This is a genomic window from Flagellimonas sediminis, from assembly GCF_010500845.1.
Classification (GTDB): domain Bacteria; phylum Bacteroidota; class Bacteroidia; order Flavobacteriales; family Flavobacteriaceae; genus Flagellimonas; species Flagellimonas sediminis.
Window position 1 is genome coordinate 27,933 of record NZ_JAAAMI010000009.1, and the last position, 19,028, is coordinate 46,960.

At 43.4% G+C, this 19,028-nt stretch carries 13 protein-coding genes; 1 reads left to right on the forward strand and 12 read right to left on the reverse strand.

Annotation, left to right across the window (positions count from 1 at the left end):
* Position 1: 1 nt before the first annotated feature.
* The 11 genes from GTK07_RS15435 to GTK07_RS15485 form a co-directional block, all read right to left on the reverse strand.
* Positions 2 to 3,505, reverse strand: a complete 3,504-nt coding sequence (locus GTK07_RS15435; protein WP_163636147.1) for a SusC/RagA family TonB-linked outer membrane protein — start codon at positions 3,503 to 3,505, stop codon at positions 2 to 4.
* Between the two features lie 91 nt (positions 3,506 to 3,596).
* Positions 3,597 to 4,790, reverse strand: a complete 1,194-nt coding sequence (locus GTK07_RS15440; protein ID WP_163636148.1) for a FecR family protein — start codon at positions 4,788 to 4,790, stop codon at positions 3,597 to 3,599.
* An 85-nt stretch (positions 4,791 to 4,875) separates the two neighbouring features.
* The gene (locus GTK07_RS15445) at positions 4,876 to 5,418 is read right to left on the reverse strand and encodes a sigma-70 family RNA polymerase sigma factor (protein WP_163636149.1); all 543 of its coding nucleotides are present in this window, start codon (positions 5,416 to 5,418) and stop codon (positions 4,876 to 4,878) included.
* A 249-nt stretch (positions 5,419 to 5,667) separates the two neighbouring features.
* Complete coding sequence (locus GTK07_RS15450; protein ID WP_163636150.1) at positions 5,668 to 7,419, reverse strand: hypothetical protein; 1,752 nt, start codon at positions 7,417 to 7,419, stop codon at positions 5,668 to 5,670.
* Complete coding sequence (locus tag GTK07_RS15455; RefSeq protein ID WP_163636151.1) at positions 7,412 to 9,634, reverse strand: tryptophan-rich sensory protein; 2,223 nt, start codon at positions 9,632 to 9,634, stop codon at positions 7,412 to 7,414. Before GTK07_RS15455 ends, GTK07_RS15450 begins: the two co-directional genes overlap by 8 nt.
* A complete protein-coding gene (locus tag GTK07_RS15460; RefSeq protein ID WP_262887589.1) occupies positions 9,631 to 10,905 on the reverse strand; it encodes a BatA domain-containing protein in 1,275 nt (424 codons plus the stop codon). The genes GTK07_RS15455 and GTK07_RS15460 overlap by 4 nt, the downstream gene beginning before the upstream one ends.
* Positions 10,905 to 11,804: a DUF58 domain-containing protein gene (locus tag GTK07_RS15465; RefSeq protein ID WP_163636153.1), complete on the reverse strand. Its 900-nt coding sequence runs from the start codon at positions 11,802 to 11,804 to the stop codon at positions 10,905 to 10,907. Before GTK07_RS15465 ends, GTK07_RS15460 begins: the two co-directional genes overlap by 1 nt.
* Before the next feature lie 392 nt (positions 11,805 to 12,196).
* Positions 12,197 to 13,204 (reverse strand): AAA family ATPase, encoded by a 1,008-nt coding sequence (locus tag GTK07_RS15470; protein ID WP_163636154.1) that lies wholly within the window; start codon positions 13,202 to 13,204, stop codon positions 12,197 to 12,199.
* A 10-nt stretch (positions 13,205 to 13,214) separates the two neighbouring features.
* Positions 13,215 to 13,835, reverse strand: a complete 621-nt coding sequence (locus tag GTK07_RS15475) for a DUF4159 domain-containing protein (RefSeq protein ID WP_163636263.1) — start codon at positions 13,833 to 13,835, stop codon at positions 13,215 to 13,217.
* Between the two features lie 91 nt (positions 13,836 to 13,926).
* The gene (locus tag GTK07_RS15480; protein WP_163636155.1) at positions 13,927 to 15,243 is read right to left on the reverse strand and encodes a TldD/PmbA family protein; all 1,317 of its coding nucleotides are present in this window, start codon (positions 15,241 to 15,243) and stop codon (positions 13,927 to 13,929) included.
* Positions 15,244 to 15,267: 24 nt separating this feature from the next.
* Positions 15,268 to 16,908 (reverse strand): TldD/PmbA family protein, encoded by a 1,641-nt coding sequence (locus GTK07_RS15485; protein ID WP_163636156.1) that lies wholly within the window; start codon positions 16,906 to 16,908, stop codon positions 15,268 to 15,270.
* Positions 16,909 to 17,251: 343 nt separating this feature from the next.
* Between GTK07_RS15485 and GTK07_RS15490 the strand changes: the two genes are divergently transcribed.
* A complete protein-coding gene (locus GTK07_RS15490; protein WP_163636157.1) occupies positions 17,252 to 17,941 on the forward strand; it encodes an aspartate/glutamate racemase family protein in 690 nt (229 codons plus the stop codon).
* On the opposite strand, the gene GTK07_RS15495 is transcribed toward GTK07_RS15490, so the two are convergent.
* Positions 17,919 to 18,965: a zinc-dependent alcohol dehydrogenase family protein gene (locus GTK07_RS15495; RefSeq protein ID WP_163636158.1), complete on the reverse strand. Its 1,047-nt coding sequence runs from the start codon at positions 18,963 to 18,965 to the stop codon at positions 17,919 to 17,921. The genes GTK07_RS15490 and GTK07_RS15495 overlap by 23 nt on opposite strands.
* Between the last annotated feature and the right edge of the window lie 63 nt (positions 18,966 to 19,028).

A 19,028-nucleotide genomic window follows, 5' to 3' on the forward strand; every position in this document is an offset into this window, starting at 1 on the left:
CTTAAAATTTTAGATTTAGATTAAAGCCCATGCTACGCGTTGTAGGTACACCGGTAGATTCCAATCCCGAAACGTTGTCCGAGCTGTAACTGAAAGAATCTGGATCAATATTGTCTACCCATTTCTTTAGTAATAGCACATTATTGGCCACGAGGCTCAAGGTAGCTCCCCTCAAGAAGGAGTCCTCAGGAATGAACTTTTTGAAATCATAACCCAAAGTCACTTGCCTTAATTTCCAATAACCACCGTTGTATACAATGGGTTCAATGATTTGTGAAGACCTTACGACTTCCCAATATCTTTGCGATTCAGTGGCCACGGTATTGGTATCTCCCGCTTGGTTTACCCCATCACCGATCACACCGGTGTCCCTTCCTGGAAGGGTCATTTTGTGCAATCCGTGGCGAACCGCGTTGAAGTTGGTTCCCGAAATCATCTTGTTGCCCAACTTAAAATCTATCAAGAAAGAGAAATTGAAATCCTTGTATTTAAAAGTATTGGTGATACCTCCTATCCACTTGGGAAGGGCACTTCCAAAGTATTGGATCTCATCGGTACGAAGGGCACGGCCATCGTCTCCAAAAATCTGCCTTCCTTGTTCATCACGTTTATATCCGAAACCGGCCAATTGTCCGATTTCCTCTCCAACGACTTGGTACAAAAATCCATTGAAAACGTGATTACCCACTAAAATGGACTCACCAGGGGTATCGGTCAACAGACTGATCACCTTAGTCTTGTTGTAAGAAGTATTCACGTTTACATCCCACCTGAAATCATTGGTTCTGATCGGGTTTAGACTGAGCATGGCTTCCACCCCATCACTCCTACTTTCACCACTATTGATCAAGGTGCTCACAAATCCAGATGTATTAGAGATTTGTGCGGGAATGATCTGATCTATCGTGGTCTTGCGATACACGGCGACATCCAATCCGACCCTGTTATCGAACATTCGAAGATCAAGACCAATCTCGGTTTCCTTGGTACGCATCGGCCTCAAATCAGGATTGGGCAACGTACTGGTATTGGCACCTGCAACAGGTTGCGGATCACCGTTGTTGTTTGGAAAAAAGTTGGAATTAATGTCGTAGAACAACGCATCGGAATAGGGAGGCACATCTGTATCGCTACCCACTTCTGCATAGGCTATGCGAAGTTTGGCAAACGTAAGCCAATCCGGTTGTTCGGCGAATGCATTGGAAACAATATAGCTAGCGGCTACGGAAGGATACAAGATGCTCCTGTTCTCCGGTGACAAAGTGGAAAACCAATCATTTCTTAGCGTGGCACTCAAAAAATATGTATCCTGAAAAGAAATATCCGCTGCTCCGTACAAAGAATTCACGGCACGTTCGGACAAACTATAGGAAGGATCCTTCACACGTCCATTCTGAACCGTATACAAATCACGGATGACAAAATCCGTAACATCCACCCTATTCACATCCAAAGTACGTTTCATCCTGTTCCCGCCCACATTCAAGCCAATGGACAAATCTTCAGAAATATCCTTGTTTGCCGAGATAAGGAAATCCACATTTGTCTCTCTAAACCTTCTGGCTTCCTGTGTATAAGTACCATTCACAAAACCTTCCGGTGCTGCGGCCCTTGATGCCTGTCCTGTTGGGAATCCGTTATAATCCTGCGATCTTGACCAATAGTCCTGACCGCCACGTAATTGCGCGTTCAACCAAGGAAGTATGTTGTATTTAAGGGCAATATTGCCGAAAATCCGGTCGCGCTTGATGTTGTTGAATTGCTCGGAAAGTGTGAAATATGGATTGGTCCTGTTCCTGAACCGAGAATACACATACTCGTTCCCGTTCTCATCAAACTTGTTGGCTTCCAACACGTCCAATGGCATGGAATTAGCCAAGTTGAAGAGTGAGACCGGAATAGTATTGTCCTGTTGACCAACGTTGGGAGGATTAGTGTTTTTCTCGTTGGAATAGTTGATATGCGCCTCAAAGCTCAAGTCATCGGACAAATTGTATGTTGTTCCCAAACTGATGGTGCTCCTGGCGAATTCATTGTTTGGGGTAATTCCTTCACTTTTCAAGTTGGATAGCGATACATTGAACCCGCCTTTTTCATTTCCGCCTGCGAAAGAGATGGAGTTGGTCACATCTAAACCGTTCCTGTAGAATTTCTTGATCCTATCATAAACCGGTACATAGGGAACTTCAATCCCATTGAACAGGATCTGAGTCATACCCGGCTCAAAGCGTTCCCCAAATGACCATTGTCCTGAAGTCGGGTTGGCAGAAGTGGGTCGTACCCCATTTTCACCTTGCCCATATTGGTATTGGTAATCCGTAAAATCCAAAGGAGTATGGTTGGTCACATTTAAATTGTAAGTAATCCCCAATCCATCACCTGATCCACGGCTCTTGGTGGTGATCATGATTACACCGTCCTTGGCCCTAGATCCATATAGTGCGGCTCCCGTAGCCCCTTTCAAAATGGTCATGCTCTCAATATCATCTGGATTGATACTGGAAAAACCATCACCACCATCCGAAAATACACCATCACTATTGGTGCCCACTTCAGTACTGGTACTTCCTGGACTTGTTCCAAAAGTTGTATTGTCAATAGGAACACCATTTACCACGATCAAGGGGTTATTGGTCCCAGAAATGGAAGACTGTCCACGGATCCTCACCTTGGAAGAACCACCTGGGCCCGTGCTGAGGGACGAAATATTGACCCCGGCCACCTTGCCTTGAAGGGTATTCATGAAGTTTGAAGAACGGTTGACGTTCACCTCATCCGCATCCACCTGGGCCACGGAATAGCCCAATTTTTTGGTTTCTTGCTTTATTCCCAAGGCAGTTACCACAACCTCGTTCAAGTTCTGGGTATCTTCCTGAAGCACCACGTTAACAACGGATGCACCACCAACGGGAACCTCTTTCTTGGCAAACCCGATGGAACTTACCACCAAAATAGCGTTGGGGTTTTGGACCGTGATCTGGTAAAGTCCGTCAAAATCTGCGGCCACACCATTAGTAGTGCCTTTTTCAATTACGGACGCACCGGGAATGGGTGCCCCAGTGGCATCCGTTACTTTTCCCGAAACCGTGTTTTGCACCGGGGCGGTTTCAGCACGACCCGATTTGGAGTTAGGAGCCTCCAAAACATTAGGCCTAAGTTTCAATACAATTTGTTGTTTGTTGAAAATGTAAAGAATGTTGGTTCCCTGGAACAACTGATCTAAAATTTCAGTGATCAATTGTTGATCTGCCGACACCGTAACCTTGCGGTGGGTGTCGATTTTTTTGTTGTCGTAAAAAAACTTGAATTCCGACACAGATTCAATCTGCTCGAACACTTGCTCAATCTCCACATTGTCCATGGCCAACGTTAGTCTGGTTTTCTGTGAATAGGAATTGGCATGTGTCGAGAAAAATGAAACTATAAAAAGAAAAACGGTCAGTTTCACGGTTAACGACAGGTTGTTAGTTAAACAAGGCAAAGTGCGCTTGATGTAATTTTTCATACCTTTGTAATGTTTTTAGTTAACTTATTTTTTAAGTTGATAATCTCAATCGGGAAGATGTTGCAGCATTTCCCGATTTTTTTATGTGCATTTATTTCATAGGCGACTCCTGGTTTTGGTTATTTAATATGGTTATTTGCTTTCCTTCTATTCTATATTCGAATTTGGTTTCCGATACAAAAGTATTCAGCACCTCTTCCATGGATTCCACATCAAATGTTGCGGTGAACGTTCTATTGTTCAGCGATTCATTTTTGTTATCGATGATAACTCCATAATGTCTTTCCAGTTTTTTGATGATTTCCCTGAACTTCATTCCCCTCAACACCAATTTGCCCTGCATCCAACTGGTATATTGGTCCGTATCCACCTTTTCCATCTGTGCAGATTTGGATTTCTTGTCCCACTGGGCCATGTGCCCTGGTATTAACAGTAGAGAATGATCTTGGTCCAAATCAATGCTCTGGTTGGCATTCACTTTTACCGAACCTTCCACCAAGACCGTGCTGATATCTTCTTCCTCCGGATAGGCAGAAACATTGAACTTGGTTCCCAATACCTCTACATCCATATTATCACTGGTCACCACAAAGGGATGGTCTTTGTCCTTAGAAACCTCAAAGAATGCCTCGCCCTGCAAATAGACCTGTCTCTTTTTTCCAGGAAGGAAAGTTACCGGGTATCGCAATGATGAGCCTGCGTTTAAGTAAACATGGGAATTATCGGAAAGTATGATATCGAAACGCTGGCCGTTGGGAATCGTCAAGGTATTGTACACCAGTTCATCCATGGTTTCATTATGGGTATAGTTCAATTGGCGGCCACTTCTTTGTCCCAGTTTATTTCCTTGCTTGTCCACAAGTTCTTGTTGGTCAGAAGATGAAAACTCAATTTTTTCACCATTGTCAAGTACCAACACAATTCCCTGCTGCGATTGAACCATTTCCTCTACAACCTTTCCACTTTTGAAATTGACGCTCCAATAGAAGTACCCAGCAGCCAGTGCTATTATCAAAATGGCTGCATATTTATAAGTGCCCTGCAGCATTCCATGCTTATTTACTTTCTTGTTGGAGGTATACCTAAGCATTACTTTTTTCCAAGCATCCTCGGCATTCAATTCTGTCAATGCGGAAATATCACCGCCATTGTTATGAAAATTTTCAATGCTTTGAAACAGGAATTGATTTTCTTCAGATTCCGACAGCCATCGCTCTAACTCGGATTTTTCCGAATGGCTCAATGTGGAGGTCAGATTTTTATGCACCAAAAAGGCAATTTCCATAAGTATTCTGCTTACCGGTGCCTAGCACCCTTTACCTATAGAATTATGAAAACAGAAAAACGGGTAGTGGTTATTTGTTAAAATTTCAATTTTTAACACTTAAAAAAGCAACAACGGCAATAATTAAGCTAAAAAAATGAAATCCACTTAAGGTGTGACGGAGAATTTTGAATGCTTTTTTAAGGTGGTACTTGACTGTATTGGTTGAAATTCCCATAATGTCCGCCGTGTTTTGGTACTGTAATCCTTCAATGATGCACAATTCAAATACTCGTTTACTTTGCTCGGGCAGAACATTTAGGGCCATTTGAACCTTTGCCTTTTCCTCTTGATAGATCAATTCTTGCTCATAGGATGTATCCAACAATGAAATGGTCTCATCCAACTTATGGACTTTTTGATCCTGTTTTATCTTTTGTAAACTTGCATTCTTTACTGCAACCTTAATGTAATTGGAAAGTCCTTCAATCTTATATACCTCTTTTCGAGTTAGCATTTTTACCATTACATCTTGGACCACATCCTCCGCAGCTTGCATGTCATGAAGGTAGGCAAACGAAAGAAAGCACCATTCCTGATAGTGTAGTAAAAAGATTTGTTTTATGGTCTCGTTAATTGGTTTTTTCATTTATCAAAAAATGCACCCAAAAGCATGAGGTCGTTTTCTATTGTGAAATAGATAAAATAAGCGCTAAAATTTTGAAAAATCCATCTAATATATTCAAATAATTCTGAATATGTAAAAATAGACCCGAAAAGAATTAAGATAAACTTCTGCTAACCTTTAATTTATTCTTTTTTATGAAGTGTTTTGTGGAGAGGCTTTTCTGAAGAAAAGTGGGCGTTGGATCATTGTAAAATCCCTATATGAAGTAATCTATTGGCCGGATAATTTAGGTTCCAACCAAAGCCAACCCATACATAATAGGAACAGAGCATAAAACCAAACAGGTGCAATGGGTTGAAGGATTTTGGTAAGTGCAATGTCTTGTTCCAACCCATTTTCATTGATTCCAAATTCCTTAGTATTGGCCATCATCCTTTGTCTCTGGGAAACCGTTTTACGTTCATCTCCACTAAAGACATAATATGGAAACGTAGCAATGGAGTCTTTTTGGATTTCCAATTGGTTCCAACCTGGTTTCCTTGGATATGTAGTGCCTTGCCAATAGGAAGAAACTTGCAAATCCTGTTGTAGAGGAATCAAGGCTCCTTCTGTCTGCGCTTGTGGTGTTTCCAAACGGGTCCTTACATAAAATTGAAGAGGTTCGTCAATATGTGGGATTTCAGTCAAGGACTCCCATTCGGCAAGTTTTTCACTTTTCCGGACAATCCTGTCCAAAATTTTGGTCCATAATCTGGCATACAATCCTTGGTCTCCTTCCAAAATGAGTTGATAACTGTTTCTCAAGACCGAGCTGGCCATCTTGCCCTTTCCCCTTACCAAATAAGAAGCTATCGTCACAGAATCCATTAAAATGGATTGGACAGGAAAATCTTCCCTGAACATATATGGGTATTTTTCCAATGTACGGGAGGACCCACTAAAACTTACTTTCTCCGGATAATCCACATTGAACTTCAAAAAAGAGTTCTTTGAATTCTTGAAAAGAGAGGTATTGGGCTGTACAAAAAGCCCCAACCCATCCACCTCAACACTTTTTTCGAGTGCCGTTCGTGAAGAGGCGCTTAAATCCGCATACGAATCAGCATCGATAATGAGCAGGTCAACATCCTCTAAATCCTTTTGGGTGAACTGATAAACAGGCTTGGAAGCGGTGTTGAAATATTCAAACTTGTACTTGTTCCTGGTGAGTTGTGATCGCACCGAAACCTCATGCCCCATTTCTGCCAGAAAATTTTTGAGGTATTTGGTTTCAAAAGCAGGAAAGTCATTGACCATCAATACTTTTAAAGGCCTCATATTCTCCACGATTATGGGCAAGGGCTCCTCAGAAGCTATTGTGCCGTCCTGATCCTTTTCCACCAAGGCATAAACAAATCTTCCACTGGCTTTGGGGCTGGCCGTAAACTCCAATTCTTGACTCTCTGTTTCTTCAAAAAGTATGGAATCCAAAGGATTCCCCGCGTTGTCAAGCAGTATTGCCCAATGGTCTTTTTCCGGTTGCATATATTCGGCCCGAACATGTAACGCCTCACCCAAATTAATTTGTTTTTCATGCCGGATCACGGACCAACCTGAAGTTTCACCTGCTCCTAAAAATGTTATCGCCCTATCCTGCATTTGCCAAAAATCGAAGGGTCTTAACCCATTCCCCAAAAGAAACAGGGAATCGGCTTTATCTGTTACCTTCAAGATTTCTCCCGGAGCATATCGTTCCACAGGAATGCCTTTATATTTGGATCTCAAACTGTCCAACTGCGCTGATCGGAATCCTTCTGTCAACACGATTCCCCTGCCTTTGGCTTGCTCCATTGGAAGTGCTGGCTTTAACATCATCAACCCCAAACAGGACAACCCGGTAAAGGATGTCATTATTTTTACCCAAAACCTTATTTCCCTGCGTTGCGACCATTCCTTCCAAATAAAAATGGTCCATAACAACGCACAGCCCAATAGTACTGGCCATAGCAATTTTGGGTTCAACAAGGTCGGCCCATCAGTCATTTTTGCCCAATTCATTTATGAATAACCTATTGATCTCATCGTCATATTGCTCCATCTTTCCCGGGTTGTTTTCAACCTGTGGCAGCACTGAAAGCAATCCTTTTTGTACCTGGGTATAATTCTCCCTTGTTCTATTGACGGACTTATCCAAATCCCTTAACCCTTGGAGCACTTTCAGATATTTTAGAGGCTCTTCCACCGCCTTTTTGGCCAGTTCGTTACCTGCATCTTGAAAAAGTACTCGATCCATTTCCGTAAAATTGGACCCTTGGATCAGTTGTTCCAATCTTGATACTGTTTTACGGGAAGAAGCAAAGGACATCTGATGATCAAACTCTTGTTTTTTGTCAAAATTGGTGATGGTCTCAATGTTACCGGTCAATCTTTTTTCTTCCTTGATGGGAGGTGGGTCAAAGCCGATGCGGTGCACATAGATACGGGCACTGTTCTTGATTTCTTGAATGATCTTTAAGGCCTTGTACTGATACGGCAACGATTTTTCAGGTTGGTATAATCTTAGGTAGAGTTCCGCATCCCACATAATGCTCAGGGCATCCCGAAGCTTGGCTTTCAACGATTTTTCAAAAAGGGTAGATTCCTCAGGATCGTCATGATTGTGGAGGTAATCGTGCAAAGGATCTTCCTCTTCTTCTCCTCCTTCTTCATTATGCCCTTCATGTTCTTCGACCAGATTGTGTTCGTTGTCACTATCGTGTTTATGGCTATAGGCATCCAGAAGGTCTTTCTCTTCTCCTTCCTCTCCCTCGTGTTCGCTTTCAACGGAGCTCACCTGACCAGGGGCCGCCTGTAATTCGGTTTCATCGCCCATGAACTGACCGTATTTTAACCTTAGGGACTTCTGGTCAAAGCCCAGTTCATTGCTCTTGAACTTAAAATCCTTTTCGGGGAGATTCGGTTTGTCCTTGATCAATTTTTCGGTATCGATGATCAACTGTCGCTGACTTCTAAAATAGTCCGGCATTTGGTCCACACCCAAGGTGCTTTCCACGGCAAAATCATCGGTAATGGTATCGCGAATAACAGCAAAATAGGTCTCACTTCGCGAAATGTTAGGAGATGGAATTTTATTGTCCAAGGCCTCCACATAAAAATAAAGCTCATCCCCCGGGTCCATTTTCAGTTTGTCTAGATCCAGTAGCTTTTTCAGTTGCAGTTGTTTTTTTCCTTTGGAAAGTGTACCGTCAAAACGAATGGTCTCCTCACGAAACTTGACCGATTCCCCTGAACCCTTGCTCACTGTGGCTACAATGTAGGCACCATTGATTCCAAAATCGTCCGAAACCTTAGTGTTCAGAGGCAATTGCTTGACCTCGTTGTATTCAAAATAGCTGTATTGGTCCAATCCGTCAATTTCAACCAAGGGAGCTTGATCTTCAATGGCTTCCATGGAATATAGATCGGTCACAAATTTGTTGCCGTTTGCACCCTCAAAAGAAAAACTATAAAACCCGGAAGCTTCCAATGTTTGGGAGAGGATAAAACCTCCATTCCTTTTGGTCAGGGAAAATAATTCCCCCATACGGTCCATTTGAACATTGGAAACTTCCCCGTCAAATTCCAATTGCCACGAAATCACAGTACCAGTTACGGCGCTAATATTCGGGTTCTCCGTACTTATGATGGCAATGCCGGTGTAATCAGGTTGATTGATGATAATCTTGGTCGAGCTAAGTTTTGGAATTGCTGTATTGGTTTCCACGGAATCCAAAGGAGCAAATTGTATGTTTTGAGGGGTTGAAGGTGTTTTTGGATTTTGCTGAAATTCCTTCAGCATAAACTGGATGGCCAGTCCGATCATGATCAACCCGAACATCGCCATGGCCGCCATGGGTAACTGATGCGGAGGTTTCAATTTGGTTAGGACCGCATCCAATTGTGTTTCCACACGATAGCGTTGCAACTTGGAAAGGTTGGAAAGTTCCGATTGCGGTAGCATCAACAGACCACTGCTATAACCAGCTTCGGGCACATGGGCATCCACGTAGGCAACCGTTTGCTCCGCAGATAATTTCCAAGGCTTGAAAAGTAATAAAGCTACCGCCATGCCCACTACAAAACCTAAGAACCCAAGGTAGAAACTTTGGCTCGCCAAATAGAAAAGACCGGCAACGCCAACAGCGTACAGAGCACATTCCGTGTATTGCATTTGCTGCCATCGCCTTTTAAAGTCGTTCAATCGCTTATCCCCCATCATTGTCTTTTTACATAAGCGGTTACACGTTCCGCGATCATTAAAAGTACCAGTATCCAAAACACCCATTGGGATACATCCAACAAGGTTGCCCGTTCCTTTTTCTTGGGTTCACCGACATAGTTGGGCTTTAGTTCGGCAACGTCCATTTGGCGCTGATCATATTGGGTTACCGATGGTGTTACGGCCGCATCCAAATCCAAAAGGCGTAGCAATTGTTCCGTAAAATGCTGTTCGGTGGTATTCTCTGTGTTCAATTTTGAAGTGAGCCAATAGACATTCTGTTGCTCGCTTTCCTTAATCAATTTGTTGGACAATATATCTTCTTTGAATATCAACCATTTACCCTGTTTGGGCTCCCAATTCTCCTTGCGAAGCCAAATGTTCAATCCGACTTCATTTTCAACATCAGCATCAACGCTTTGGACCTGGATTTTTCGATCCAAAAACTTGGAAAGCGCACGAAAGGAAGCCTCCAGATATTGCCGATCCGTTTCGAATTCCGTATCCGCCATGATGTTGACATATACCGTATCCAAATCCAACACGGGTATGGTTTGTATATTCCCATCGACCTCCAATTTCAAACTATCCTCCTGCACGCTAAATCCATCAGATAGTGTTTGTTTTTTGAAATAGGTGGTTTGTCCATTCCCCTGCAATGAAACCAGTTCCATCTCTTTTTCTCTTTGATAGGCCAAGAATGGCTTTCCTGCAAGCGTGTCCGACTCCATCACCACCCAATGAATCTTTTTATGGGTTTTGGGTCTCCTGGATTTGATCCCTTCCGCGTAGGCCCTGGTGAATACCACAATGCTATCCGAGGCCAAAGAATCCATTCGCTGCACCAACTGCCAGTATGATGGAACCATAGGTTCCGATGGTAACTCCATATCGGTTTCCCATTCTGGAAACCCTTGTTTTAGGAGCAATACCCGTGAGGATTCCCCAAGACTATCCAACAACCCCACCAACGAGGAATGATGGGCCAAAGAAGGCTCTACTAAATACGTAATCTGTTTTTTATTGGGTTTGATGCGCCATTGTGGACCGGCCATCAACAACACCACTAATCCCACAATCAACATCCGAAGCAACAATAACAACCATTCGTTCAGTTGAATGCTACTGGATTGCCTGGAATTGGATTCGTCCAACAATTGAACACTCCCAATTTTAATGGTCTTGGCCTCCTTTTTACTCCACAAATGAATGGCCAGGGGAACTAAAAGTCCCAGCAATGCCCATAAATATGTCGGATGGGTATAAACCATTAATTGAGTCGTATACGTTCTTTTAAAAATAATTGCAGGGCGTCACCCAAATGGGCATCCATGCGAAATACATAATGGCTAATGCCTTGGGAAAGCAATCTTTCCTTGGTTCTGGCAATTTTATCTTCCAATGCCTTCAAATAAGCTGCTTTGGCCTTATTGACATCTACCTTGACCTTGGTCCCGCTTTCCAAATCTTCAAAAGTGACGGACTTTTTAAAATCAAAATCCATTTCGTTGCCTGCCATGATCTGGATGACCACCACCTCGTTGTTTGCCGTTTTCAAGCTTTTTACAAAATCTGAAAGTTCCGTGGTTTCCTCGTACATATCGGTCAAGAAGAAAACCAATTCCTTGGTGCCCCTATTGTGTATCCGTTTTGCCGCCACGGAAAGTTCTGGCCATTTTCCTTTGGAAGAAATCTGTAGGAGTTCCAACAACATTCGGTTGTAATGTTTTTGGTCTGCCTTGGGATAGATGCTTACAAAGTCATCTTGGTTCAAGGCAAACAAACCAACGGCATCTCCTTGCTTTTGGGCCAAATGCGACAAACACGCTACCAAAATCCTAGCGAATTCTAGCTTAGAGACCCCATTTTCAGTATGTTCCATGGAGGCACTGGCATCCACAATGAATTTGACCACTACCTGACTTTCCACTTCGGACTGCTTGATGTAATACCTTCCCGAACGTGCCAACATCTTCCAATCCAGCAACCTAAGGTCGTCACCGGGTTCGTAACCACGGTATTGACTAAACTCCATACCAGGTCCCACGCTCTTGCTCCGGTGCAGCCCGGACAAATAGCCTTCCACCACAATACGGGAAATCAGGGAAAGTCCCGACACCGTATTGATGATCTCTGGCTTTAATAGATCGTGGTAGTCCGTTGTGGCCATTATTTATCCTTTGTTTTAACTTATCCCTGTTTGATTACTCAACTTGATAATTTTTGATTCATTAATTCAAAATGATCGTCCTTCTTCCAAATATAAATTAGACAGGTAACGACATTAAAGAAAATCAACAAGAAGGTCCATTCTGATTTTAATTCCTTTTCAATGTTTTTATAACTCCATAGTCTAAATATCAAATAGCCAAGTTGGAATAAAACCAAACTATTTACAATTGGACTTTGGAATTCATATGATACAATGTTTTTTGAAAACCAAGCAATCGATTTGGGGTTGATGAAAGTCCATATATAAACAAGTCCAATAATAGAAGGTATGCTTAGTAATATTTTAGTTAGGCTCTTCATTATTTTTTTAAACTTTCAACTTAGAAAACTTTATTTCCCATCCTTTAATTTGATGGCATCCAAGATTTGTTGGGTCACCGCATCTGAAGTGATGTCTTCGGCCTCAGCCCTAAAATTCACCAAAACCCGATGGCGTAACACGGGCAAGGCAACCGTTTTAAGGTCATCCAAAGAAACTGCCAAACGTCCTTCCAAAAGGGCATTGGCCTTGGCCGTTAAGATCATGGCCTGCCCGGCACGGGGACCCGCTCCCCAATCCACCCATTGTTTCACATATTCCACAGCAGTGGTATCGGGTCTTGTGGCACGAATCACGTCACTCACATATTGGATAAGTCCATCGCTGATGGAAACCTCACGAACCAGTTGTTGCAATCGCACAATATCATCACCATCGATCACCTTGTTCAATTGGGCCTTTTTGGTTCCTGTAGTTGCTTTTAAAATGGCTGTTTCATCTTTGTCTGTTGGATACCCAATTTTGATGTACAGCAGGAATCGATCTTGTTGCGCTTCGGGCAACACAAAAGTTCCGGATTGTTCAATCGGGTTTTGGGTGGCCAAAATGAAAAAGGGTCTATCCAAAGGATAGGTCTTGTCCCCATAGGTTACTTCAAATTCCTGCATGGCCTCCAAGAGGGCCGCTTGCGTCTTAGGCGGGGTCCTGTTGATCTCATCCGCCAAAATGATATTGGAAAAAATAGGCCCTTTGTTGAACTTGAAGAATTTTTTACCCGTGGTATGGTCCTCTTCCAATATTTCGGTACCGATAATATCAGAAGGCATCAAATCGGGCGTAAACTGTATCCTTTTGAATTTTAAATCGATGGCATTCGCGAGGGTGCGGATCATCAAGGTCTTGGCAAGTCCGGGTACGCCTTCCAAAAGGGCATGACCGCCTGCCAAAAAGGTAATGAGCAATTGGGACACAGTTTCTTCCTGCCCGATGATTACCTTGCCTATTTCTTTTTTGAGCGCCTTGAGTTTATCCGAGAGTCCCTCTACTTCGCTCGCAATTTGTTGTAGTTCTTTATCCAAGTTAGTATCGTTAAGAGGTTAGGGCATAAAGGACAATATTCACCCCAAAACGGGTATTGTCAATTTTATACCATCGTTTGTTCCTAAAATCGTAATCCCATTCGCAACCGTAATCCTTGTTGCTATAGAGCACCCCGATCCGTCCGTTGATCATGATGGCCTTGAGATAGTCGTGCACCAAGTCATCCCCCCAACCGTTCAGTTCTTGGGACGTAGTGGGCGGACCGTCCTCAAATTCAAAAAAAATGGAATAGATTTCGTGATCGTTGGGGATTTTCTGAAGCTGCCCCGGACCAAAGATCTCTTCCATCTGCCGTTCAAAGGATTTGGCAAAAAGACCATCAATGTCGTGGTTGCAATCATCGGCAAAAACAAATCCACCGTTGCGGACGTATTTTTCAAAGTTTTCCCTTTCCTTTTTGGTGAACTGGACCAACTTATGCCCCGAGATATAGCAAAAAGGACTTTTGAAAATATCGTCGCTCGCCAAAGTGATGATCTTTTCTTGGGTGTCCACTTTTAAGGTCGTGTACTCGACCAACGAGTTCAGCAGATTGGAGGGCATACGTTGATCCACGTCCCAATCGCCGGATTCGTATTGTAAACGGGTGAAAAAGAATTCGTTGTCCAAAGCCATAAAGGTTGTAGGCTAAACCATTATCAAAATAAAAACTGGCGGTTACGGAACTCCCTTAACCACCAGTTTGTTTTTGTCAAGATTTCTATACGGCGTCCGAAAGACTGGTGAACGTAAAGTCACGAATCTTCATGTAAGGAATCAGGTTACCGTCTACACGGACTTGCTTTCCTAACGACTCAAGGTTGTTGAGCATGATGATGGGACTTTCGTTGAACCTGAAGTTTTTAATAGGATGTTTGATCCTACCGTTTTCAATATAGAACGTTCCGTCACGGGTCAATCCGGTGTAGAGCAAAGTTTGGGGATCCACACTGCGGATGTACCAAAAACGGGTCACCAAAATCCCTTTTTTGGTTCCTTTGATCATATCCTCCAAACTTTCATCGCCTCCTTCCATAATACCATTACTTGGGAATGGAACGGGATCTACTCCTTTTTGTTCCGCCCAATAGCGATCATAGGCGAGGTTTTTGACCACACCATTTTCAATCCACTTCGTCTTTTTCAAGGGCATGCCCTCCCCATTCCAAGTAGCGGTAGGCACATCAGGATTTAAAGGATCGGACCAAAGGTTGACGCGTTCATCCACAATTTTTTGGCCCAATTTATTTCCACCATCAGGAGCGGACATAAAGCTACGTCCCTCATCAGCAGACCTCGCATTAAAGGAAAATATCATATTCCTCAACAAATCCGATGCTGCGGCCGGCTCCAAGATCACTGTGTATTTTCCTGGTTCGATTGCTTTGGCCTCTCGGGACATCACTGCCTTGTCAATTGCTACTTGGGATGCTTCTGCTGCGTCAAATTTGGTAATGTCGTTATAATCCCTGGTCACCCATCCCGAACCAGTACCATCATTGGTACGCATGGTCACTGTAAAATCCATATTGGTGGATTTGTTATAGGCAAACAGACCATTGGAATTGATCATGGCCGAAAAACGGGCACCATCGTTCAAAAATCCTGCGGCGGTCACATCTTTGGCTGCAGCCGGAACAATGCTTTTACTAGCCACTTCAGCCCTAAATTCAGGCGTAGTGTTTGCGGTGGCCTCCACGTAGGTTATGGATTCATCGTACACCTGAGGGCCCAAAGGTGCCATAAACTCTGGATTTTCAGGTGACAGATTCGCCAATTCCTCAGCCCTTCGAACCACTTTTTCCAAAGAGGCATCATCGAACTCATCAATAGTTGCGGTACCTACCTTTTTTCCAAAACTGGATTGTACCACCAAACTCTGACTGGATTGGTACCCTGCGGTGGATACCGTATTTCGGGCATATCTGATGTTACCACTATTGCTGCCACTAAGGTTGATTTCACAGGCATCGGCCTTGGAAAAGCTCAATGCCTTTTCCAATATTTTTTTTGCTTCTTCTTCTGTATATATAGCCATCGTCTTATTATTTAAATGAAAACCTTAAATGGTCCTACCGGTATTGATCACATTAATTCCGTTAAATCTTGCCGTAGAGCTTCCGTGGGAAACTGCACTGACTTGGGAAGGTTGGCCCTTACCATCGAAGAAGGAACCGAACAACCTGTAATCGTCCTTATCACAAATCTTCACACAGGAATTCCAGAACTCCTGAGTGTTGGATTGGTAGGCCACATCTTCCAACATGCCCACAACTTCACCGTTTTTAATTTCGTAGAACATGGTTCCTCCAAACTGGAAGTTGTATCGTTGTTGGTCGATGGAATAAGATCCTCGTCCCAAAATGTAAATTCCTTTTTCCACATCCTTGATCATGTCCTGTAGGGAATACTTTTCCTTACCGGGCTCCAAAGAAACATTGGGCATACGTTGGAACTGTACATCTTCCCAGCTTTGTGCATAACAGCACCCGTGGGATTCGTTTTGGCCAATTACATGCACTTGGTCCCTAATGGCCTCGTAGTTCACAAGCACGCCATTTCGGATGAGGTCCCATTTTTTGGTCTTCACGCCTTCATCATCATAACCTACAGCTCCCAAAGAGCCAACCTGGGTTTTATCGGCTACGATGTTTACCACATCACTTCCGTATTTGAAGTTTTTGGATTCCCATTTGTCTAAAGTGGCGAAACTGGTTCCTGCATAATTTGCCTCATATCCCAATACCCTATCCAACTCCAAAGGGTGTCCCACGGATTCATGTATGGTTAGGCCCAAGTGGTTAGGTTCCAAAATCAAATCATATTTACCCGCTTCCACGGACTTGGCGGTCAATTTTTCCTTGGCCTGTTTGGCCGCCATGGTGGCATCTTCCACAATATCGTAGCTATTGCGATATAGTTTGATACCTTGTGGACCGACCAATTTTTCGGACTCCAATCCATCCATATACTCATAACCCATACCCATTGGGGCACTCATTGCTTGACGGGTCCTAAATTTCCCTGCTGCACGGTCAATGGCGGTTACGGTGAACGTTGGCCAAATACGATGTACGTCTTGGTCTATGTAGGAACCATCAGTCGAAGCAAAATACTTTTGTTCGTTTACCATGAAAAGGGCAGAGTTCACAAAGTTGGCACCATTTTCAATGGCGGCTGCATTGGCACTCAACAATAGGTCTACCTTATCTGAAATAGGTACTTCCTTAAAATCTTTCTGAATGGGCGTTTTCCAAGAAACTTCCCCGTATGCTTCAACAGGAGCCAAAACTACAGGCTCTTTTTGAATTTTGGAGTTGGCCTTTGCAATGGCCACAGCTTGTTCGGTGGCCTTTTTGATACCATCTTCGGTTACCGCATTGGTAGAAGCAAACCCCCAGGTTCCATTAGCAATCACACGGATTCCGATTCCGAACGATTCCGTGTTCACCACATTTTGGACTTTGTCCTCCCGAGTGAATACATATTGGTTCAAGTACCTTCCGATCCTTGCATCGGCATAGGTGGCCCCCAAGGATTTGGCCGTGTTCAGGGCCACATCGGCCATTTTCTTTTTGAGTGCTACATCCATGCCGGGAGCGAGCAGGGCCTCTGCGGGAATGTTGTTCCCCAAAAGCAATGAAGGCATCATCAGTGCCCCCGTTCCCAAACCGGCATACTGTACAAAACTTCTTCTTTTCATATGTTTCGGTTATCTGATTTACTATTTTTTGATCGATGTAGCGGAAGATAGCATAGCTACGTTCCACACTCCTTTTTCAAGAGGTCTCTAAAAATAAGTAGAGCCATGCTTGTTTTATGTTAATTTTAACCTAAAATCCCCCAACGACAGCCTAATATCCCTAAACGACTAGCTTGGTTTATTGACCAAACAAAATCAGGTGCCATTTTTTAACATTTCCCATTGTTAAAAAATACCTGTTTCATTCAATCTTGATGGCACAATGAGTTTGATCATTTTATTTGTTATGATTTTATGTAATTTGTTACGGAATCATTACTTTTTTTGAACATATCCTTAAAGCATGAAAACATTGGGAATGATAGGGGGCACTTCCTGGCACTCCACCATTGAATATTATAAATTGATCAATCAAATGGCGTCCCAAATTATTGGCGAACAGGCCAACCCGCCTTTGATCATCCATAGCATCAACATAGAACTGATGCGGGAACAGGACCGGGAAAAAATCAATGCTAAATATTTGGAAACATCCCTGAAACTACAAAATGCAGGTGCTGAGGCGATTGTAATCTGTGCCAACACGCCCCATATGGCCTATGACTTTGTGCAACCCAAGATCAAAATCCCCATTCTGCACATTGCCGATGCCACTGGAAGGGAAGTCCAGCGTTTAGGATTGAAGAAATTGGGGTTGTTGGGAAATAAGCCCACCATTACCGGAGATTTTATTTCAAAAGTGCTGAAGAAAAATTATGGGATTGAAACGATCATTCCAGAAGAAGAGGCCATTCCACAAGCGCACCACTATGTTTCCAAAGAATTGACCCTAGGTGTTTTTTCAAAAGAGGCCAAGGCCTTCTTTTTGGAACAGATACAATTGTTAAGAAAAAAAGGCGCTGAAGGTATTATTTTAGGTTGCACTGAGCTGCCTCTCTTAATCAAACCTGACGATATTGGTATTCCAACATTGGCCACCACCGACCTTCATGCCCAAATGGCCGTGGATTTTATCTTTCAAAATCATCAATGACCAATATCCCCTTATTGGAAAACTTGTCCATATTAGGCAATTCTATAGTGATATCCTCCAAAGAAATGGTCCGTTCCACCAATTTTTCAGGTTGGAGTTTGCCCTCTTTGATCATTTCCAGCATGGCCGAATAACGAAAGGCCTGCATACCATGACTGCCCAAAATTTCCAGTTCATTGGCCAAAACTTTGTCCATAGGCACCTTTGGATGTTGATGGTCGCCCGTCATCAAACCTACCTGAATATGTTTTCCTCGCTTTCTTAGGTTGGCCACAGAATTGAAACAGGTCACTTGGCTTCCCAAGGCGTCCAAGGAAACATGTGCACCACCATGGGTGAGTCCTCTCACTTCCTCCACTACATTGCTTGATTTGGATGCATTGACCGTTTTGGTTGCCCCTAATTCCGAGGCCAATTTCAAGGTTTCATCATGAATGTCGATGGCAATGACCTGTGCACCCAAGGCATTGGCGATCATAATGGCGGAAAGGCCCACGCCCCCGCACCCATGGACGGCCACAAACTGACCTCCCTGTACCTTGCCTTGATCTACAACGGCCCTGAAAGAAGTAACAAACCTACAGCCCAATATAGCAGCAGTGATATCCATTATTTCTTCCGGTAGTTTTACCAAATTAATATCCGCGTGGTCCAATGTCACATATTCTGCAAAGGATCCCCAATGGGTAAATCCCGGTTGGGTTTGATTATCGCAAACCTGGTGGTTTCCTGAATGACATTGGGGGCAGGTGCCGCATCCGCATACAAAAGGAACGGTAACCCTATCCCCTACTTTAAAATTTTTGACGTCCTTTCCGACTTCGACAATGATTCCAGCCAATTCATGACCGGGCACATGGGGCAGCTCTATATCGGTATCGTGACCCATCCACCCATGCCAATCACTACGGCAAAGACCTGTGGCTGTCACTTTTACGACCACCCCATGATGTTTTGGTGTGGGATCTACAACATTTTGTAAGGTAAGGGGGCCTTGGAATCTTTCGTAAACAATGGCTCGCATGAAACTTAGGTTGGTTTGCCAACAAAGGTAAAATGAAAACAGTGATTTAAATCATGAAATTGG